Source organism: Desulfatiglans anilini DSM 4660, from assembly GCF_000422285.1.
In the GTDB taxonomy this organism is placed as follows: Bacteria; Desulfobacterota; DSM-4660; order Desulfatiglandales; family Desulfatiglandaceae; genus Desulfatiglans; species Desulfatiglans anilini.
In genome coordinates this window covers 91,443-111,049 of the sequence record NZ_AULM01000005.1, presented here as the reverse complement: position 1 = coordinate 111,049, position 19,607 = coordinate 91,443, and the positions used below count along the sequence as shown (strand labels likewise).

At 60.2% G+C, this 19,607-nt stretch carries 14 protein-coding genes and 2 pseudogenes; 4 read left to right on the top strand and 12 right to left on the bottom strand.

Going from position 1 to position 19,607, the window contains the following annotated elements; all coding sequences use genetic code 11:
- Positions 1-339: 339 nt before the first annotated feature.
- The 3 genes from H567_RS0107165 to H567_RS23565 form a co-directional block, all read right to left on the bottom strand.
- Positions 340-1,782 carry a sigma-54-dependent transcriptional regulator gene (locus H567_RS0107165; RefSeq protein ID WP_028320881.1) on the bottom strand — a complete coding sequence of 481 codons (1,443 nt, stop codon included), beginning with the start codon at positions 1,780-1,782 and terminating at the stop codon, positions 340-342.
- On the bottom strand, positions 1,767-3,593 hold the full coding sequence (locus H567_RS23570; RefSeq protein ID WP_051184576.1) for an ATP-binding protein: 1,827 nt from the start codon (positions 3,591-3,593) through the stop codon (positions 1,767-1,769). The genes H567_RS0107165 and H567_RS23570 overlap by 16 nt, the downstream gene beginning before the upstream one ends.
- A gap of 198 nt (positions 3,594-3,791) precedes the next feature.
- A complete protein-coding gene (locus H567_RS23565; RefSeq protein WP_051184575.1) occupies positions 3,792-6,557 on the bottom strand; it encodes a UPF0182 family membrane protein in 2,766 nt (921 codons plus the stop codon).
- Between the two features lie 623 nt (positions 6,558-7,180).
- Here H567_RS23565 and H567_RS0107150 point away from each other — a divergent pair.
- Entirely contained in the window at positions 7,181-7,741 is a 561-nt protein-coding gene (locus H567_RS0107150; protein WP_028320880.1) for a CBS domain-containing protein, read from the top strand.
- A 362-nt stretch (positions 7,742-8,103) separates the two neighbouring features.
- Here the strand turns inward: H567_RS0107150 and H567_RS0107140 are convergent.
- Positions 8,104-8,295: pseudogene (locus H567_RS0107140) on the bottom strand (tetrathionate reductase family octaheme c-type cytochrome); the annotation flags it as partial.
- Here H567_RS0107140 and H567_RS30050 point away from each other — a divergent pair.
- A pseudogene (locus H567_RS30050) lies at positions 8,270-8,356 on the top strand (hypothetical protein); the annotation flags it as partial. The pseudogenes H567_RS0107140 and H567_RS30050 sit on opposite strands and share 26 nt — an antisense overlap.
- 172 nt (positions 8,357-8,528) lie before the next feature.
- On the top strand, positions 8,529-8,654 hold the full coding sequence (locus tag H567_RS30045) for a helix-turn-helix domain-containing protein (RefSeq protein ID WP_353743099.1): 126 nt from the start codon (positions 8,529-8,531) through the stop codon (positions 8,652-8,654).
- A gap of 63 nt (positions 8,655-8,717) precedes the next feature.
- Here H567_RS30045 and H567_RS0107130 read toward each other — a convergent pair whose 3' ends face one another.
- The 5 genes from H567_RS0107130 to H567_RS0107110 all read right to left on the bottom strand — a co-directional run bounded on the left by H567_RS0107130 (position 8,718) and on the right by H567_RS0107110 (position 13,622).
- Positions 8,718-9,206 (bottom strand): response regulator, encoded by a 489-nt coding sequence (locus tag H567_RS0107130; RefSeq protein ID WP_028320877.1) that lies wholly within the window; start codon positions 9,204-9,206, stop codon positions 8,718-8,720.
- A gap of 293 nt (positions 9,207-9,499) precedes the next feature.
- The gene (locus H567_RS0107125; protein ID WP_028320876.1) at positions 9,500-10,813 is read right to left on the bottom strand and encodes a TRAP transporter large permease; all 1,314 of its coding nucleotides are present in this window, start codon (positions 10,811-10,813) and stop codon (positions 9,500-9,502) included.
- A complete protein-coding gene (locus H567_RS0107120) occupies positions 10,810-11,298 on the bottom strand; it encodes a TRAP transporter small permease (RefSeq protein ID WP_028320875.1) in 489 nt (162 codons plus the stop codon). Before H567_RS0107120 ends, H567_RS0107125 begins: the two co-directional genes overlap by 4 nt.
- A 101-nt stretch (positions 11,299-11,399) precedes the next feature.
- Positions 11,400-12,425, bottom strand: coding sequence for a TRAP transporter substrate-binding protein (locus tag H567_RS0107115; RefSeq protein WP_028320874.1), 1,026 nt, complete (start codon positions 12,423-12,425; stop codon positions 11,400-11,402).
- A 324-nt stretch (positions 12,426-12,749) separates the two neighbouring features.
- Positions 12,750-13,622 (bottom strand): Tim44 domain-containing protein, encoded by an 873-nt coding sequence (locus tag H567_RS0107110; protein ID WP_028320873.1) that lies wholly within the window; start codon positions 13,620-13,622, stop codon positions 12,750-12,752.
- A gap of 513 nt (positions 13,623-14,135) precedes the next feature.
- On the opposite strand from H567_RS0107110, the gene H567_RS0107105 reads away from it, so the two are divergent.
- The gene (locus tag H567_RS0107105) at positions 14,136-15,437 is read left to right on the top strand and encodes a histidine kinase N-terminal 7TM domain-containing protein (RefSeq protein WP_028320872.1); all 1,302 of its coding nucleotides are present in this window, start codon (positions 14,136-14,138) and stop codon (positions 15,435-15,437) included.
- 79 nt (positions 15,438-15,516) lie between these two features.
- Here H567_RS0107105 and H567_RS0107100 read toward each other — a convergent pair whose 3' ends face one another.
- From H567_RS0107100 to H567_RS0107090, 3 genes are all read right to left on the bottom strand, one after another.
- On the bottom strand, positions 15,517-16,593 hold the full coding sequence (locus H567_RS0107100; protein WP_028320871.1) for a GDP-L-fucose synthase family protein: 1,077 nt from the start codon (positions 16,591-16,593) through the stop codon (positions 15,517-15,519).
- Between the two features lie 91 nt (positions 16,594-16,684).
- Complete coding sequence (locus H567_RS23560) at positions 16,685-17,722, bottom strand: NAD-dependent epimerase (RefSeq protein WP_035253628.1); 1,038 nt, start codon at positions 17,720-17,722, stop codon at positions 16,685-16,687.
- A gap of 55 nt (positions 17,723-17,777) precedes the next feature.
- A complete protein-coding gene (locus H567_RS0107090) occupies positions 17,778-19,430 on the bottom strand; it encodes a nucleotide sugar dehydrogenase (protein WP_035253627.1) in 1,653 nt (550 codons plus the stop codon).
- Positions 19,431-19,607 lie beyond the last annotated feature (177 nt).

The window sequence follows — 19,607 nt, the reverse complement described above, 5'->3', positions numbered from 1 at the left end:
CCACGCTTCCCTGAGTCGTTTCCCAACGGGTGTTGATTTGGTTGGTGACTGTTAAAGCAATAGGTGTGCCAAGGGATAAGAGGGAAATGCAAGCCTCTATTTGATATTTTAAATAGATCCCTTATAGTATATATCTAATGCAGCAATATAACGATGCAGGACCCATTCCCTGCGCAGTCTCTGCACAGCCCTGTTCAATAACGTGCCTCGGCTCTACACAGTTCTTGCTTGTTCTGAGATGCAGCGAGGAGCGTGGGGATTTTGGAGATCGCGGGGAGCGAGAGGGCAGCGGGGATGGTTGGGAACTGCAGACGGAAGATGATTCGGCTGGAAGGCCGGTCATTCGGAGGGGGAGCCTGTGATGCCGAATTTTTTCATCCGAAGCCGGAGGGTGTTCCGACTGATGCCAAGCATCCGTGCCGCCTTGACCTGGTTCTGGCCGCAGTGACCGAGCACCCGGATGATGCAGCCGCGCTCCAGGATCTCGAGCATGTCGCCGCTCCCGGTTTCTTCCACCGCCCGAAGAAGATCGGGGAAGAGTTCATCCATCTTCCGTTCGATGCGCTCGAACACGGAGCCGCGCTCTTCGCCGGGGGATGCAGCGGTGCCGTCACGGACAAGCTGTATGTGCTCAGGAAGGATCATATCCCCCTGCGAGAGCAAGACCGCCCTGCGGATGCAGTTCTCGAGTTCCCGTACGTTGCCTGGCCACGGATAGGCTTGAAGCCTTTCAAGCACGGCTTCGTCGACGTAGCGGATGGGGGCGTCGTATTCCTCGCTGAAGCGGGCGATGAAGTGCCTTACGAGGGCGGGGATGTCCTCATGGCGCTCCCTGAGCGGGGGAAGCTCGATGGAAATGATCTTCAGCCGCCAGTAAAGGTCTTCCCTGAAACGCCCCTCCTCCACTTCGCGCTCCAGGTTCTTGTTGGTGGCGGCGATGATCCTCACGTTCGCCTTGAGGGTTTCGGTGCCGCCAAGGCGTTCGAATTCGCCGTATTGGAGGACACGCAGGACCTTCGCCTGCGTACCCAGCGGCATATCGCCGATCTCGTCGAAGAAGAGGGTCCCGCCGTCGCAGCGCTCGAACTTCCCCAGGTGGACCCGCTCGGCCCCGGTAAACGCGCCCCGTTCATGCCCGAAGAGCTCGCTTTCGAAGAGGGTCTCAGGGATGGCGGCGCAGTTGACCGCCAGAAAAGGCTTGTCCTTGCGGTGGCTGTGGTGATAGATCGCGCGCGCTACCAGTTCCTTGCCGGTGCCCGATTCGCCGGTGATGAGAACGATGACGTCCTTGCCGGCAACCTGCCCGATCAGTTTGTAGACGGCTTGCATTCGCTTGTGGCTGCCGATGATCCGGGCCGCCCGCCCCTGCTCCGCCGGCTTCGGTCCCGCATCCGGGTAGCTGACCACCTCCTTCATGAGGTGATTCACCGTCAGGGCGTCCGCCACCAGCCGCTTGAGCTCATCCCGCTCGAAAGGCTTCGGGAGGTAATCGTAGGCGCCGCGCTTCATGGCCTCGATGGCCGTGTCCGTGGTGCCGTAGGCCGTCATGATGATCACGGGGGTTTTGACCTGCAGCCGGCGCAGCTCGCGCAGGGTGTCGAGGCCGTTCATTCCGGACATCTTGTAGTCGAGCAGGATCAGATCGAAGCTTTCCCTCCCCGCGACCTCGAGGGCCTGCTCCCCGCGGCTGCAGGATTCGACCGTATAACCCTCCCTCGAAAGGAACCGGCGCAGGAAATGCACCAGGCCTTCATCGTCATCGACGATCAGCACCTTTTCCATCGCTCTCCTTCTTGCCAGTCTGGAATGGGGATGAAGACGGAAAAAACGGTCCCGATCCCCTCCCGTGATTGCACCTTGATCATGCCGCCGTGCCGCTGAAGCGTCGTGAATGCGATGGAGAGGCCCAAACCGGTTCCTGTGGCCTTGGTGGTGAAAAAGGGATCGAAGAGCCGCGGGAGATTCTCGGCATCGATGCCGGGCCCGGTGTCTTCGACATCGATGCGGACAAAACCCGGGCCGGCTCCAGCCGGACCGTCCTTTCCGTTTTCGGTTCCGGCCCGGATCCGGAGTTCCCCCCCGGCGGTCACCGCCTCGAGGGCGTTGATCATCAGGTTGACGAACACCTCCTCGAGCTGCTTCCGGTCCCCCCGCACGCGCGGAAGATCGTCCGGAATCTCCGCCGCGATCAACGTCTCCTGCTGTCTTGCGCGGGGGCCCGCCACCAGCAGCGCCTCTTCGATCAGTTCAGCCGGGTCGATGTCGGCCAGGATCGGGGTCTGCGGCCGCGCGAAATCGAGGAAGCGGTTGATCGTGGCCTCCATCCGGCGGATCTGCGTCATGGCCACCTGGTAGTCTTCCTCGACCTCCGGGGAGATCTCGATGTCGTCTTCGATGGATTCCAGGTACAACTTGAGGGACGTCAGCGGCGTGCGGATCTCGTGGGCGACGCCTGCAGCCAGCCGTCCGAGCGCCGCCAATTGCTGCGAGCGGGCGGCCGCCTCCTGCGTCCGCTTCAGTTCGACGCCGGTTTCCTTCAACTCGGCCTCACGCAGCACGACCTGTGCCTCGAGGTTCTGCTGGCGATCCCTCAACTGTTCGGCCATCTCGGCAAAAGCAGCGTACAACAGGCCGATCTCGTCCTTCCGCTCGCTTCGGATGTCGCTGCGCTGATAGTTGCCGGCGGCGAGGCTCCGGGCGGCGCCGCTCAGTTTGCGGATCGGCGTCGCGACGGTGCGGGACAGTAGCCAGGCGGAAAGGAGCGCCGCCAGGGTTGAAAAAGCGGTCACCAGCAGAATATAGCGCCCCATGACATCAGCGCTGCGAAAGGCCTCATCCCGATCCTGCTCGACGACCAGCGCCCAGTCGGTGCCTTGGACCCTGGCCGAGGCCCCGATGACCTCGATCCCGCGGTAGTCCACGTAGGTGATCCGTTTTCTTCGCTCGCTGAAGATGTTTCTGAAGCTCTCGGACTGGGCGATGTTTTCCGTGAGGATCCTTTGCGGCTCTTTGTGGGCGAGAAACATCCCCTCGCGGTTGACCAGGTAGCACTCCCCCGTCTCGCCAAGGGAGATGGACAGGACCGCGGAAAGGATGGCGCCGGTTCCGACCGTGGCGCAGACGATGCGCTCCACCTTGTCAGGGTCGTTCCCCAGCGGCGCGGCAATGTGGAAGAAGGATTGGGGCACCTCCGGGTCGAACCGGATATCGGACATGTACAGGCGGCCCCGTCGCGCTTCTTCAAACCAGGCGCCCAGCGCCGGGAGGGGCGGCCCCCCCGGCGTGGCATAGATCAGCCCGCCGTCTCCCCCGACGACCGCAATCCCGCTGTAGACCCGGTAGTTCTCCTTCACCAGCCGGAGATAGGCCCCCATCGCTTCCAGATCTGCAGAAGAAAGGATCGAGGAGCCCGCCACGACGGCGATATCCGCTTTTCTCTCCGAGATCCAGCGCTCGAGGAGCGCCTCCTTGTCCCGCGCGAGCTGTTCGACCTGGTTGCCGGCCATCTTGAGGATGACCTCCTCCGCCGTCCGCATCGAAAAAAGCCCCACCGCGCAAAGCGGTACGAGCGCGAACAGCGAAAAGAGGATCATCAATTTACTCTGGATCTTCCTGAACAGCCCTTTTTACCCCCTAAGGTTTTGAAAAGTCCTCTCTACACAGGCTGTTAAAAAAGGCCCCTCTGCTGCGCTGCATCCATCCGGTGTTTCTGCGACGCACTTCTAGGGGCACCGCATTCCACGGGATTTTGCAGGCCCTGCATCCGGCTGTTTTTCAATAGCCTGCCGAGGTCACTCTGCCGCGCCCTGCCGCTCGTTGCTTCCGGGGCTCACGCGCTTCAGTTCCTGGAGAAGCTCCTGCAGCTTGCCGACGACCTCCTGCAGCCCTTCCTGGATTCGTTCGAGCCCTTCGAAGCCCGGCCCCGATGGCGCACCCGCATCGATCAGCGCCTGGTCCTCCTCGACCATGGGGGCTATGGCCGGCCCCTCGCCCACCAGGGCCTGGATGGAAGCGTCCATCGTCTTGTGCATCACCACCTGGCGGCTATCCGCGAGGATGATCCGGCGCAGTTCCGGAAAATCCAGTGTTTCCGGTTTCAGGAAGACCGGCTCGGCGTAGAGGACGGCGTCTCCGACCGGGATCACCAGCAGGATGCCGCGGAAGACCTCGGAGCCCACCTGGCCCCATAACGTGAATTGCTCCGAGATCACGGCGTCGTTGTCGATGCGCGCCTCGACCTGATTCGGGCCGTCCACGTGCCTGCCTGTAGGAAAACGGAACAAGAGCCTCTCTCCGTATCGATCCCCGTCGCTCCGGGCCGCGATCCAGCCGACCAGGTTGTGCCGGTTGGACGGTGTAAAGGGCTGGATCAGCAAAAACTCCTCCTTCGCTTCCCCCGGCAGGCGGCCGACGATGTAGTACGGCTTGAGGGCCTGCGCCTCGCCGAAGGAGGATTGGACGGGGATGGACCATTGATCCTCCTTGTTGTAGAAGACGACGGGGTCCTCCATGTGATACTGGAGGAGCATCTCCGTCTGGACGGTAAACAGGTCGAGCGGGTAGCGTGTGTGCGCCCGCAGGAAGTCCGGCATCTCGGTCATCGGCTTGAAGAGATTCGGAAAAATCGCTTGATACGCCCGAATCAGGGGGTCGGCCGGATCGCAGACGTAATAATCGATCGAGCCGTGGTAGGCGTCCACGACGGCCTTGACGCTGTTCCGCAGGTAGTTGAACCGCCTTTCCCACGGCGTCGCGTAAGGATAGCGCTGCGTGTAGGTGTAGGCATCCTGGATCCAGAAGAGGCGGCCGTCGGCCACGACGCTGTATGCCTCCCGGTCGCGCAGGAGAAACGGCGTCACGCTCGTGAACCGCTCCTGGACGGTCCGCCGGTATTGTATCAAGCTCTCGGGCTGGATCTCACCCGATATCAGGATGTTCAGATCGGCGAACTTCAGGGCGTAAACCAGACGTCGAAAAAAGGAGTTGAGCACAACGCCGCCCTCGCCGCCATAACTAGTGTAGACCGGACCGTTCGGGCCGGGATAGTTGAACTCCTGCATTTTGCTGCGCACGACCAGAAAATCCAGGCTTTTCAAGCCGAAGTAGATCTCGGGCCGATCGAGCCGAATCTCACCGGCGGGCGGTACGTCCTTGATCAGAAAACTCGGCCGGCCGCCGGATGCCACCTCGGTCACCGGGCTTACGGCCACGCCGTAGCCGTGGGTGAACTGGAGATGCCGGTTCACCCACCGCTGCGCCTCCTCCGGAAGCTTTTCCGCCGAAAGCTCCCGGGTGGCCAACATAACCTGGCGCAGGGTGTCCTCCACGATGTAGCGGTCCGTGTGCACCGCCAGGAAATCGTAATAGAGCCGGAAGAACTGGATCTGGTTGTAGCTCTGGAGCAGAGGCCCCTCGTCCCACAAGCGGACATTGCTGATCGTACCCTGGTTCGCAGCGACGGTGGCTGCATCGATTTCCCCCCGGGCCGGGTGGCTCCGTGTCTCGATCTCGGAGAGCCCGTAGGCCTTCCGCGTGAGGGCGATGTTGTGCGAGAGGAAAGGCCTTTCGCGGGCCAGTTCGCTCGGCTCGACCTGCAGCCGCTGAACGAGCATGGGGACCAGGCTCCCTGCCACGAGGTTCAGCGCCACCCATGCACCGAGGATATACAGGAAGACCATGTTGCGTCTGTATAAAAAGGAGGCGGCAAGCAGGGCGGCCGCACAGAGGACGGCGACCACCGTGAGAAAGCCTAGCGCCGGGAGGGTCACATGGCTGTCGGTGTAGCCGACGCCGTAAACGGCGCCCGTTTGCGAATAAAGCAGTTCGTAGCGCCCCAGCCAGTGCCCCGCAGCGATGAGCAGGAAAAGCAGCGCTCCCAAAACGGCCAGATGCCGCTTGACCCGCCCTTGGAGCGCGAAGCGCTCACCCCGCAGCGGGGCCGCCACGTAGTAAAAAGCCACGCACACCAGGAGCGTCCCGGCGACAAGGGTCACGCACCATGAGCGGACGAAGGCGAGCGCCGGGAGCGTGAAAATAAAGAACGACAGATCCTTCTGAAAAATGGGGTCGATTTCATTGAACGGCTGCCCGTTCATGAAAAGCAGCATCGTCTCCCATCTCGAGGCAGGCCGGGCCCCGAGAAGCAGGGCACCCAGGATGACGATCACGATCGTGCTCAGGATCAAGAGTTGGCGTGCGGAGCCCTGGACCCCCGGCGGGAGTTTGGCTCCGGGGACGGCCGACAGGCCCCCCATGAAGCGATAGGCCAGGAAAAGATTCACGGCGGCGAAGACGGCGAAGATCGTCGAGCCCGCGGCAAAAAGAAGGACCCGCGAAGAGAGGACTTTCATCAGCACCGCGCGATAACCGAGATCCTCGAACCAGAGAAGATCGGTGTAGAAAGAAAGCCCCCAAGCAAGCGCCCGCAGCAAGAAAACTGCCCCGAGCAGCAGCAGGATCCAGCGGAGTGTGCGCCTGAATTTTGCGAAATCCAGGTCCTCGATCCGAATCTGGGGCATTTCACCCCCGGGGTTCTCCGGTCCAAAAAAATTCTTCATACGTCACCTTATGGGATGAGGGTTCGTTCATCCGGCAGGGCCGCCGCCGATCGGCGGCGCCTTTTCGGTTCGTCGCTTCCAGCGAGCGCCAGGAAGGCGGTGCGGGGCTGGGCAGTCTGCCATCGGCCCCAAAGGCCCCGGAATCATCTCATTGATCCGCCCGGGCAGAAGCCTGTTCCGCAAGACCTTCGCATAACCGGACAGAAGAGTCAACCGCCGAGCGAACGGGGATTCGGCTCCTGAAACCCTTTCGATCCTCCGCGCTTCGATGGCGATCGGGCGCAGAAATATGCTTCCAATGCGACGATGCCTGAAAGGGTGCGCTTCCGCGAGTATGCCGGTCTTTCGCCAAGGCGCTCAGGCGGAGCATTTTCCCGCCAAAACTCCTCCACCCCCCGAGTCCGCTGATTTTTCTTCCTATTGTAGCGCAGATCCCCAAAGGCGTGGCCTATTCTCCGAAAATGCCGATCGTTGTTGCAGTCTGTTCTGCAGCCGATGCGAAGCAGGCTTTTACGGTCCGCGGGCAAAGACGTGTTGACCGGGAGAAGAACCGCGGGTAAAGTCAAAAAACAGGGATTGTCTGATAACGGACCCAGAGGCAAAAGCAAGAAAGGGGCGCACCCATGGAAAACACGAAAGTAAAGGATCTCATGCAACCCATCCAGTATTTCCCGCGCATCTCGAGCCAGGCCACGCTCATGGAAGCGGTCGACGCACTCGAGAAGGCCGATGAGGAGTTTCAGGCCGGAAAGGCTCCTCAGAGGATCCTGCTGGTCTATGACAAGACCGAAAAGATCATCGGGAAGATGTCCCCCATGGACGTGGTGCAGGGATTGGAGCCGAATTACGAGAGGATCGATCGATTGAAGGACATGCCCCGCTTCGGTTTGACCGAAACGATGCTCGAAGGCATGAAGCAGGAACTCCGCCTGTGGGTGAAACCCCTGTCGGAGTTGTGCAAGAAGGCCTACGAGGTCAAGATCGAAAACTTCATCAAACTTCCGACCCCCGACCACATGGTGAAGGCCGATGACCCGATGGACACGGCATTTCACCTGTTCGTCGTCGGCCGGCACGACTCGCTCTTCGTCAAAGAGGACAATGAGATCGTGGGCTTGATCCGTTTCTCCGACGTCTACCGCAAAATCAAAGAGACGATGCGGGCCTGCCCTGCGCCGGCGTGAGATCGCGGGCGGCTTGATGGAAACCGCCGCGGCTGCCCGCCAGAGGATTGCGGATCTCTCGTGTTCTCAGGGCGGCGTGCCGCTGCCGGTTCGACTTTTGCCGGGCGCTGCTTCCCGCTGTGCAGCGGTGGGCAGCGCCCGTTCATGGCAATCTAACCCTCTTTTTCTCACCTATCGCTCAGATGCCTCACCAGTGCCGAGCGGCAGTTTCTTAAAGCGCCCGCCTTGCAGGATAGGATCTCCAGGGTAACCCAGCGCCTTGAAGCCGATGAAATCCGTCTTCCCTTCCAGATCCGATACATCCCGTCCGCGCGATTTCATCCAGGCGAAGTCCGTTCCGAGCCTTCCTTGAACGGCCTCCGGTGGGGCTGAGAGGTGTGGCAGTCCTCGCAAAACCGGCTTCCCTCCGAGACGGGAAGAGAGAGGGATCGCCCCGCGATCTTGTGGTTCCGGGTCTTGTGGCATTCGTGGAACTGGAAATCCATCCCGCCCATGTGGACGTCGCAACTGCGCGATGGATAGTAGAGGATGCCGTTCATGTCGCCGTGTTTGACCGTTGACCGCATCATCACCGCAACCAACAAAGACTTGCGTCAGCTCGTGGCAGAGAAGCTTTTCCGCGAGGACTTTTTCTTCCGGATCAATGTCATCCCGATCCACATCCCGCCCCTGCGCGAGCGAAAGGAGGACATTCCGCTGCTCGTGAACACTTTCATCAAGCGCCTGCGGCACCGCGCCGCCTGTCTTTTCACTCGATCAGGCGGAGAAAGAAGCCCTCGTCGAGGCCCTGCGGGCCTCCCGGGGCAATCAATCGGCCGCGGCCCGCCTCTTGAACATCAGCCGGGTGACGGTCTGGAATCGCATGCGGAAGCACGGGATCGAAAAAGGCCGGTTCCGCGCGCCGGGCGCCTGAGGCAAGTTCGATAAGTCCGCCGAGAGGCCGAGCACACCCCTAAAAAAACCGGGCCCTTGAACATCAATAAAACGGCATCTTGTCCCAGAATTCCTTGTCGCCTTTCTGCCAGTCCTTGCCGAACCGTTTTTCGCAGAAATCCCCCATCTTCTCGAACCAGCGCGACCAGGGATGCCGGCCCTTTTCCCTAGCCTCGAGGATGTCTTCCAGAAACTCCGTGATATGGAGCATCTTGTCCTTGGGTACGTAAGAGGCCGCCCCGCCCTTGAAGGACTTCTTGATGTCGCCTGGGCTGATCGCCCGGGCCGTCAGCATGACCGCCGTGACGCCCCGCTGGTTGGCGAGTTCGAGAAGATCGTATCCGGCGACCCCCATGATGTCCAAGACGGCGATGTCGAACGGCTGCGACTCGAGCAGATCCCGCGCCTCCTCGAAACTGGTCGCCTTGCTCAACTCGCACATCGGCAGGAGGTCGGCCAGGCTCTCCAGCACATCCGGTTCATCATCCACGAGGAGGATCCTTTTCCCCTCCAGTCTAGATTTTCCGTTCATGACCAACCCCTTCCCCGTTGCCGTGACGGACGGCATCTCTCTTCAAAACAAGCGTGTTTGGAAACCATTCCAACCAAGTCCGCATCCCGCGCCCCAATCTCAAGCCGGATGCCCGCCGCTCGGTGAATGGGCGGCAAAGATTCAAAACGCTCGATCAGGCTGCGCGCAAAAAGTCTGCTCGACCTTGGTCCACTGGAGCATCTTTGCTTGCACCCCATGCAGCTTCGCACCCACTGGACAAAGAGCCGCTTGAGCTGCATCCCCCGTGAAGGCGGCGCAAGCCGAACCGCCTCTCAATACATCAGCTGTGGCAGGATCATGATGATCTGCGGAAAAATGGTCATGATGATGATGGCCGCAATAATCGCGAAGAGAAACGGGATCGTCCCCTTGAAGATCGACTCGAGTTTGATCTTCCCGACGACGCTCTGCGCCACCCCGTAAACAACGTAGACATTGATGCCGACAGGCGGCGTGATCACGCCGATCTGTGTCACGAGCACGATGATGATCCCGAACCAGATCGGATCGTAGCCGAGATCGATCAGCACAGGATAGAAGATCGGGATGGTCAGCATCACGAGCGCCAGTGCGTCCATGATGCATCCTCCGACGAAGTAGACCGCCACGATGGCCGCCAGGATGAGAAACGGCGGCAGATCGAAGCCGCCCACCCAGCTCGCGATGTTGTAAGGGATCCGGGTGACCGCGAGGAACTTCCCGAAGACCACCGCCCCCGTCACCAGGAACATGACCATGCAGCTCGTCCGCAGGGTCTCGTAAAGCGATTTGACGAAGCCCGCCCAGCTCAAATGACGGCGGATGACCGAAACCGCGAGCACCGCAAAAGCCCCGACCGCCGCGGCCTCCGTCGGAGTGAAGATCCCCAGGAAAAGCCCGCCCATCACGATGACAAAAATGAGGAGCGTGTCGCCCATGTTTGTGAGCGACCGGAATTTCTGGCTCCAGCTGAACTTCTCGCCCCGAGGCCCTTGCTTGGGCTTGATAAGGCAGTAGATATAGATGCAGAGGATAAAAAGAAGCGTCACCACGATGGAGGGAAGAATGCCGGCGACAAAAAGGGCGCCGATCGACTGCTCCGTCAGGATCCCGTAGACGATCAGCACCACGCTGGGCGGCATGATCATCCCGAGCCCTCCACCGGAGGCGACCGAGCCGGTTGCAAGCTCGTCACCGTAAAGATAGCGCCGCATCTCAGGCAGCCCCACCGTGGCGAGGGTCGCTGCGGTCGCAGGGCTCGAACCGCACACGGCGCCGAAGGCGGTGCAGGCCACCACGGTCGCCATGGCGAGGCCGCCGCGCGTGCTGCCGAGAAACTTGTTGGCTGTGTCGTACATGCGCCGTCCGATCCCGCTGTTGAAGGCGAACTGCCCCATCAGGATGAAAAGAGGGATGGTCGTCAGCCCATAGGAGGCGAAGGACTCGTAAATCGTGCGTGAGAGCAGGTTGAGCCCCCCGATCCCCGAGACCATGTAGGAGAACCCTGCAAAACCCACCAGGGCCATGACGTAGGCCACGGGCATGCGGGTCATGAAGAGAAACAGCATGATCAGGATGCCGATCGTTCCAATCAGCGCTGGGCTCATGACTCCCCCCTCAGTTCGTTGACGCACCGGACGATATCCTGGATCAGAACGAGTGTCAGGATCAGGAACGCGAAGGCGACAAGGTAGATGATAGTGTATTCCGGGAAGCGGAGATTCATGGAGACCTGGCCGCTTGCCTTCATGACCTGCGCATAATCGGCCATTCTCCAGGTGACGATGGCAAAAAGCCCGAGAGCCAGGAGGGTCGTGCACAGCCGGACCACCGCCTGTATCCGCGGTGAAACGGTCCGGATAAAGAGCTCGACACCGATGTGACCATCCATGTGGTGCGTGTAAGGAAGGGCCAAAGCCACCGTGAGCGTCGCCAGAAAACCGACGATCTCGACCGACCCGAGGACCGGATGTCCAAAAAAACGCCCGACGACATCCACGCAGGTCATCAGCATCATCCCGGTCAGCGTGATCGCTCCCAACGCATTGAGCTTATCGACCAGCCATTCGAGAATGCGGCTCAAAAAAGACATAGAACAATCCCCTTACGGGGAAGGCCCCTTTCAGGGCACCTCCCCGTGCGCCAGGAAGCGCTCTGCAATCGGTCATATGAGAGGTTCACGACCTTACCGCATCATTGCTGTTCTTTTTCCAGCGTCTTCGCGATAAACTCCACGATTTCCTTTCCGTTCAGGCCCTTCTTGTCCAATTCCGTCACGTAGCCGTCGATGATGGGCTGCACGGCGGCCTTCCACCTGGCCGCTTCTTTCGCGTCGAGGCCGATCATCTCGCTGCCCTGGTTCAAAAGGTAACGCAGCCCCTCCATGTCGCTCGTATCCCATGCCTCGGCGTGTTTGACCACCCATTCGGCATTGATCTCTTCGATGATCTTCTGGTTTTCGGGGGAGATCTCGGCCCACTTGTCCTTGTTCATCACGACGAAAAAGGAGGTCGTGTAGGCAGAGGTGAAGTCGGCCGTACAGTAGTCCACCACCTCGCCGAGCTTCCAGCCCTTGTTGGATTCGAGCGGATAGACGCCGCCGTCCACCACGCCTTTCTGGAGCATTTCGTAGGTCTCGGGCATGGGCTTCGGGACCGGGGTTCCTCCCAGGGCCTTGACGACATCCGCGCTGGTGCCATGGCCTCTGAACTTCAACCCCTTCATGTCCTCGAGCTTCCGCACCGCCTTGCCCTTGGTGTGGATCAGGCCGGGGCCGTGGGCGTGCAGGTACATGACCTTCGTATCCTGCAGTTCGACCGGGTTGAATTTCTCATAGACAGCATTGATGACGGCGGTGGCTGCCCGTCCGCTCATATAGCCCAGCGGGAGATCCACGGCGGACATGACCGGGAAACGCCCACGGGTGTAAGCGAGCACCGAAAATCCGATGTCGGAGATGTGCTGCACCACGCCGTCATAGCACTGATCGGCCTTGGTCAGGCTCTGGCCCGGATAATACTGCACCTTGACCTCGCCGTTGGTCCGTTTTTCGACTTCTTGGCTCCACTGTTCAGCCAGAATGGATTGGATGTGGGTGGGGGGGAAGAAACAGCTATAGGTGAGTGTTGTGGCTGCGGAGACACCCGGGACAGCTGAAAAGGACATCATAATCAGCATCACGCCCAAAAAGGCGGAGACGACGAACCCTTTTTTGCTCATTTGACTTTCTCCTCTCCTTTGACGGTTAAGAAACAGTGTTACCGGTCTACAGTCTGCAACTCATCCACAAAGGTCTGCCTCTGATCACCTCCTTCCCTTCTCAGGATGGATGTCGTGCGCCCTGATTCGTGTCCGTCTGGAAATGCGTGCCCAGCACAGCCCGGTTTTCCAGCCGGAATTGGACCATTCCTTTCTTTACACGCTTTCCGTGCCCGCTCCCACACCTGCCGGGCGGGGCCCGCTCCGCCCGCTTACGAGAAAATCATCCGCTCGTGCGGAAAAGATGTGCACCGGTCGCCGCCGCACGAGCGGACGTGCGGAATCTTATTCCACCTGTTGGATGCCCTCGAGTTTCCAAAAGGAGCCGGGTTTTCCTTCCTCGCGGCTGAAATGCCAGATCTCGCGCATATCCTCGGCCGCATCCCGGTTCGAATCCTCCCTCAGGAGCGCGTTGAAAAGAACGCTCACGACGCTCCTCCCCTCTTTCTCCTCCGTCTTCGTGACTTCGGCCTGCAGGCTCACGATCTCCGTGGTGCTCGGTTCAGGATCTTCCTGCGCCTGGCGGTTGATCTCCTCCCAAACCTCCGCCGAAGTGAACTGGCGGATGTCTTCCATGTCGCGCTTGTCCCACGAAGACTGCAGCCTCACGAAAGCCGCCCGGGCGCCTTTCAGGAATTCTTCCTCGTCGAAGCCGGCAGGAACGGGGGTTGCAGCCGCCTGTCTCTCGCTGTAGACCCGCCTGGGCTGAGACGCCTCGTAGGCGGCGGCCGACCCGGACCCCGCCCCCGACACCCCCGCAGATGCAGTTGCCGCCCTGCGCGCACTCAGAAAACGGAACAGGAGGAAAAGCCCTCCGCCGATGATCAGAATATCCAGGATACCGATGCCACCTCCGTGCCCCCCTCCAAAGAGCAGGGAACCGATCATGCCGCCCATGAGCATTCCGCCGAGCATGCCGCCGAAACCGCCGAAAAGCCCGGGGCGGCGGCCGCTTTGATCGACCGTGCTCTTCTGCCCCTGCGAAGGCTGGTCGACACTTCGCTGCGGACTCGACTGGCTTGGGGCCGCCCTGTTGTATTGGGGCCGGCTCCCAAACGATTTTCCGCCTCCCATCCTGCGTGCGTCAGCCGTCTCGGCCAGGCACCAGTACATTCCGATAAAAACGATCCACATGCACAATATTGTCCTCTTTTTCATCTCATCCCACCTTCGCCAGTCAAAAAGTCAACATTCAAATTGCACAGGCACTCGACCCACTTTCGCCAGTGCGCGCGCCTGCGGGCCAGGCATGCCGTTTATTGCCGGAAAACAATGAATTCATTCATGTTATCCTGGGCAAGAGCGTCGCATCACTGCATCCCCGGAAGCTGTTCCTCCGCCTGTATCAATGGATCAACCCCCCATAAACATGGTGCGATCATACTGGAACAGGCCGAATTAGGCAAGCATTCTCGGAACCTGACAGGATAGGCCCCGAGCTTTCATCCGCCGCTGGTGGGAGCGATATTTGTGTGGACATACACCCTGATATCCACTAAAATAATTAATCTTAAAATTCGCTTAGCGGCCCCGTTTCTTCCCCGAATGCGCTGGATGATCGACGTGTGATTTTGCACCAGCAAAGCAAATAATATGGGAAATCTCGATATGCCTATACCCATACTGCACGGCGTTCGTGCAGACTTTCAGCGGCATTGAGGCCCTTTTGTCATGGCGCTGGATTTAGGCTGGTATTCTTTCACGCTCTACAGTTGGGTACTGTTTGCGACTACTGTCGTTGCCCTCCTGCTGTTTCGCGTCCTCCGGCGGCGAGATGGAGCGCCCGCACTCCACCTCGCATGGTTCGAGCTCTCAGTGGCCGCGTGGGCGCTTCCCGTCGCTTTCGAAGCCGCGGCCGTAACACGCAGCCTCAAACTCTTCTGGTCTATTGCAGCCTACCCGGGAACGACCATGGCGCCTCTTTTCTTTTTCCTGTTCGCGCTTGCCTACTCCCGTCAGCAAAAATACCTCACCGGACGCAACATCGCCGTCCTGGCCCTTCCACCGTTCGCTACCACCGCGTTAGCGGCGACGAACCCGCTTCATGGGTGGATCTGGAAAGACATCGTCCTTCAATCGGACAGCCCCTTTGCCATCTACGTCCACGGCGGAATGTTTTGGGTATACATCGCTTATGCGTACAGCCTGCTTTTGGCAGGGTTTCTGCTTCTCCTGGCAGATGCCTTCAGGTATCCCGCGCACTACCGGCCGCAAACGCTTCTGTTGCTCCTCGGCGCGCTCTTCCCGGTTATCGGCAACGCCATGTACGTATTCAACATCAACCCGATCCCAGGGCTCGACTGGACCCCTTTGGCGTTTCTGGCATCCGGCCTGATCCTGGCGGCAGCTGTGTTCCGTCTAAAGGCTTTCGACCTCCTTCCAAGGGCCCGCAGCCAGATCGTCGAAAGCCTCCCGGACGGAATTGTCGTGTTCGACGCTCAAGACCGGATCGTCGACATCAACCAAACGGCGGCCGGTTTCTTCGCTCAAAGTCCCTCCGATCTGATCGGCCGAAACGCGGCTGCAGGCATCCCTCTGTGGGAGGCGGTCGTCCGGGCTCAGATCGGTCCCCGAAAACCCCTTGTCGAGATGCCCTATCGGGTCGACGGGGATACCCGTTGGTGCGACGCCGCCTGGAAGCCCCTTATATCGGCGCGGGATAAAATCGATGGTCATATTCTGATATTGCGGGACATCACCCTTCGCAAGCGGATGGAGGAAGAGCGGAACCAGCTCATCTGCGAACTGCAGGAGGCCCTCGAAAAGGTGAAGACTTTGAGCGGGCTCCTACCCATCTGCGCGAACTGCAAAAAGATCAGGGATGACCAGGGGTATTGGAAAAACGTCGAGGACTACGTGCACGAACATCATGACGGGGTCCAGTTCAGCCACAGCATCTGTCCGGATTGCGAGAAAAAGCTCTATCCCGAGTTTTCCAAAGCGCAACGATGGTCGACCGGTGCCGATTCCTAGCGGCTTGTCGCACGGGAGATCCCGGTAGCTTCGAATGGTTCGCGCCTTTTATCCCGCCCGCTCTCCAGCTCCCGAACCATCAGACCGCTTCAGGTCGAGAGGCCAGGGCGGCCTCGCAATAACCACGGTAGGTTGCTTCGATGCCCTCTTTCAAGCCGATGCGGGGCCGCCAACCCATGGATCGAAGACGCGACACATCGAGTAGTTTTCGCGGGGTCCCGTCGGGTTTCGATGCGTCCCATACGATCTCTCCCCGGTAGCCAACCACATCGGCCGTCATTTTCGCCAGTTCAGCGATCGTCAGATCTTCTCCGGACCCCACGTTGATGTGCGAAAGCATCGGTTCGGTGAAGCGGCTGTAAAGATCGTCATCGAGCGACATGACAAAGGCGGACGCCGAAGCCATATCGTCTACATGCAGGAACTCCCGGTAGGCGCCGCCGGTGCCCCAGAGGAGGAGGCGCGGCTTGCGGCCGCCGGCCTCTCCGAAGCCGAGGCTCTCACGGACGTCTTCCGGAATCGGGCCGTGCAGGGCCTCGTCCCTTTGGATCCCCTCCCAGTCCTCGTTCGATGCAAGCTTCGCGAGATGGCACTTCCGGATGAGCGCAGGGAGCACATGCGAGGTTCGGAGGTCATAATTGTCGTGGGGCCCGTACAGGTTGGTGGGCATGACCGAGCGGAACCTGGTGCCGTATTGCCGGTTGTAGGACTCGCATAGTTTGATGCCCGCGATCTTCGCGATGGCATACGGTTCATTCGTCGGTTCGAGGGGCCCCGTCAGCAGACAGGACTCCTGCATGGGCTGAGAGGCGAACTTCGGGTAGATGCAGGAACTGCCGAGGAAGAGCAGCCTTTCGACGCCGGCGCGCCAAGCCTCGTGGATGACGTTGGTCTCGATCATCAGGTTCTGGTAGATAAACTCGGCCGGATAGGCGTTGTTGGCCCAGATCCCGCCGACGCGCGCTGCTGCCAGCACCACCTGATCGATCCGTTCGGAGGTGAAAAAGGCCCGCACCGCCTGCTGGTCAAGCAAATCCAGATCTGCATGGGTCCGGGTGACGATATTCGTGTAGTCTTCGGAGCGGAGCCTGCGCAGGATCGCCGATCCGACCATCCCCCGATGCCCTGCCACAAAGATACGTGCCGATTTCACCATCTTTCGATCCTCGCCACAGCCCCCTGGGGACGATGCCCCAAAGCCGCTCAGCGCTCTGGGAACATCTCAGTTCGCAAGTCCCGTAACCCTCTCATCCTTCCGATTTTGGAGTCTTGGGTTTGCCGGCGCCGTAGTATTCTTTGTACCAGTCGATGAAGCGGGAGACGCCTTCCTCGATCGAGGTCTGCGGTTTGAAGCCCACGGTTTTGAAGAGGTCGTCGATCTCCGCATAGGTAGCCGGCACGTCTCCGGGTTGAAGCGGGAGGAAGGTTTTCTCGGCCCTCTTGCCGAGCTTGGCCTCGATCGCCGCAATGAAATCCATCAGCGCAACCGGTTGGTTGTTGCCGATGTTGTAAAGCCGATAGGGTGCGGGGCTCGAACCCGGGTCCGGAGCAGTCCCCGACCAGAGCGGGTCCGCAGCTGGGATCGTTTCGATCAGCCTCACCACGCCTTCTATGATGTCGTCGATGTAGGTGAAGTCCCGCTTCATATGCCCGTGGTTGAAGACTTGGATCGGTTTTCCTTCGAGGATGGCGCGGGTAAAGAGGAAGAGCGCCATGTCGGGGCGCCCCCAGGGCCCGTAGACCGTGAAGAATCGAAGGCCGATGGCGGGGATGTTGTAGAGATAGCTGTAGGTATGCGCCATCAGCTCGTTCGCCTTCTTGCTCGCAGCGTACAGGCTGATGGGATGGTCCACGTTGTCATGGACCGAGAACGGCATGCGGGTGTTGAGCCCGTAGACGGAGCTGCTCGATGCGAAGAGCAGCTGCGGCACAGCGCTCCGGCGGCACCCTTCGAGGACGTTCAGGAATCCCAGAATATTGCTTTCAATGTAAGCGTGCGGGTTTTCGAGGCTGTAGCGAACGCCCGCCTGAGCGGCCAGGTTGATCACCCGCTCGAAGGCCTGGGCCTTGAAAAGGCGCTCCATTCCCTTGCGGTCGGCCAGGTCGAGCTTCTTGAAGCTGAAGCCCTCCCAGGACTTCAGGAGCTTCAATCGCTCTTCCTTCAGTTTCGGATCGTAATAGACGTTCAGATTATCCAGCCCCATGACATCATGGCCCATCTCGAGCAGGCGTTTGCTCAAGTGGAAACCGATGAAGCCGGCCGCCCCCGTCACCAGAATTTGCATGATGGATTTCCTTTCTGCGTCCGCATTGGGGCAACGCCTGTCCAGTAAGAGGAACTCAGGATGCAGGCCTGTTCCTGACCGCATCCTTTATGCGTTTGACGTGCCCCCTCCCAAGCCCCTTCACCTCGCATCCAAGTTCGAAATAACGGCGGATGGCGACGTCATCGAGGATGCCGAAGCAGTCGATGACCGCCGCAGGGCGGCCGATCATCTCGACCACGCGATCGGGGTCCAGATGCAGATAGGCCTTGTGGCGGACGGCAAAAATGACGGCGTCGGCCCCGTCCAGCACCCCCTGCAGGTCCTCGTGCACACGGGTCTCGGTCAAACGCTCCTGGTTCCGGAAAAAGCGCGACCAGGACTGCCCCGGCGCCGGGTAAGTCTCCTGCTTCTCCAACTCCCACCAGTGCTTGACATAAGGGTCATGTACGCTCAACTCGGCGCCCATCTCCGTCAACTTGCGCACCACCATCTCGGAGCCGCTGTAGCGGGTGTCGCCCACGTCCTCTCGATAGGATGCCCCGAGCAGCGCGATCTTGGAGGCGGCTACGATGCGCCCCATGTTCCTCAGCGCGTCGCGGGTGATCCGGGCCACATGGAGTGCACGGGTGTCGTTGATGTCTATCGCGAGCGGAGTGAGCTTGAAGATGTCGTCCTCGAACCCCATCAGGGTGTGGTAAGCCCACACACCGAGGCCGCCGTCCTTCGGCAGACAGTACCCGCCGATCCCGGGGCCGGGAAAGATGATGTTGGAATGGGTCGGACGCACCTTGATCGCCTGGATCACCTTGGTCAGGTCGACGCCGTTGCGCTCGGCAAAGAGGCTCCACTCGTTCAGGAAGGCGAGAGTCGTGGCTCGATAGGCGTTCTCGACGATCTTGCAGGTCTCGCTCTCGATCGGGCGGTCGAGGACCGTCAACGGGAAACGATCGACGTTGATGACGCGCCGGAGGAACTGTTCGACCCCTTGCCGGGCCGCTTCGTTGATGCCGCTGCACACCCGCCAGAAATCCCGGATCGAAGCGACATATTCCCTTCCGGGCATGACCCGCTCGAACGAATGGGCGAGAAGCGGCTCCTGATCCCTCAAGCCGCGCCTCTCGAAGGCCTTCTTGATGATGGGATAGGCGATGTATTCCGTGGTCCCCGGCGGCACGGTCGTCTCGATCAGAACCAGGCACTCGGGCGTGATCTGCTGCCCGATCACCCTCAGGCTGTCCTCCAGGGCGGCGATCTCGGCATACCCCTGACGCACCTCGCCGAGGGCCTCCTTGCGGTAATCGCACTGCACATCGACCACCACGATGTCGGCAAGGCTCAGCGCCTCATAGCTGAAGGTCGCGGTCAACGTCTTCTTTTCTTTGACGCATCGCTCGATCAGCGGCGCGACCTCCGGGTCTTCGGCCTCGACCGGCGCCACCCCCCGGTTGAGGTAAGGGATCTTCCAGTAGCTCCTGGGCGATGGACGCTGCATCCCGATCACGAAAAAACACGGCTCCCCGGTTTCGGGATCCACCGAGTCCGCTACCACGCCGGCCATGACCGCCCCGACGAAGCCAACCCCCATCACCACGACGATCTGCCGGCCTTTCTCACGTTCAAGGGCGGCGCACTCCCGCAGGCGCGAAGCCTCGCGCTCATACTCTTCCGGGCCGGGCAGCGGGAACCTCTCTCCTGCCGGACACACAGAAAAGGCGATTTCTTCCATGGGCTTCGTCACGTTTCTCTCCAGTCCGGGACCGGCAGAGGGCCCGTCTTTACAGCCGGTCGCCGCTCTTAAAAAGGTGTTGAAAGGCCAGTAAACCGATAGTGGACAGGTTTGAAAGTTAATGTTCAGTTTTCGTACAGCTGACGCCGACAGCCTGATTCATAGACGGCCGGATCA

Coding starts and splice junctions, on each gene's coding strand:
- H567_RS0107105 (WP_028320872.1), top strand. CDS start 14,136: ATGGCGCTGGATTTAGGCTGGTATTCTTTCACGCTCTACAGTTGGGTA.
- H567_RS23560 (WP_035253628.1), bottom strand. CDS start 17,722: ATGCAAATTCTGGTGACGGGGGCGGCCGGCTTCATCGGTTTCCACTTG.
- H567_RS23570 (WP_051184576.1), bottom strand. CDS start 3,593: ATGATCCTCTTTTCGCTGTTCGCGCTCGTACCGCTTTGCGCGGTGGGG.
- H567_RS0107090 (WP_035253627.1), bottom strand. CDS start 19,430: ATGGAAGAAATCGCCTTTTCTGTGTGTCCGGCAGGAGAGAGGTTCCCG.
- H567_RS0107130 (WP_028320877.1), bottom strand. CDS start 9,206: ATGAACGGAAAATCTAGACTGGAGGGGAAAAGGATCCTCCTCGTGGAT.
- H567_RS0107100 (WP_028320871.1), bottom strand. CDS start 16,593: ATGGTGAAATCGGCACGTATCTTTGTGGCAGGGCATCGGGGGATGGTC.
- H567_RS0107115 (WP_028320874.1), bottom strand. CDS start 12,425: ATGAGCAAAAAAGGGTTCGTCGTCTCCGCCTTTTTGGGCGTGATGCTG.
- H567_RS0107110 (WP_028320873.1), bottom strand. CDS start 13,622: ATGAAAAAGAGGACAATATTGTGCATGTGGATCGTTTTTATCGGAATG.
- H567_RS0107150 (WP_028320880.1), top strand. CDS start 7,181: ATGGAAAACACGAAAGTAAAGGATCTCATGCAACCCATCCAGTATTTC.
- H567_RS0107165 (WP_028320881.1), bottom strand. CDS start 1,782: ATGGAAAAGGTGCTGATCGTCGATGACGATGAAGGCCTGGTGCATTTC.
- H567_RS0107125 (WP_028320876.1), bottom strand. CDS start 10,813: ATGAGCCCAGCGCTGATTGGAACGATCGGCATCCTGATCATGCTGTTT.
- H567_RS23565 (WP_051184575.1), bottom strand. CDS start 6,557: ATGAAGAATTTTTTTGGACCGGAGAACCCCGGGGGTGAAATGCCCCAG.
- H567_RS0107120 (WP_028320875.1), bottom strand. CDS start 11,298: ATGTCTTTTTTGAGCCGCATTCTCGAATGGCTGGTCGATAAGCTCAAT.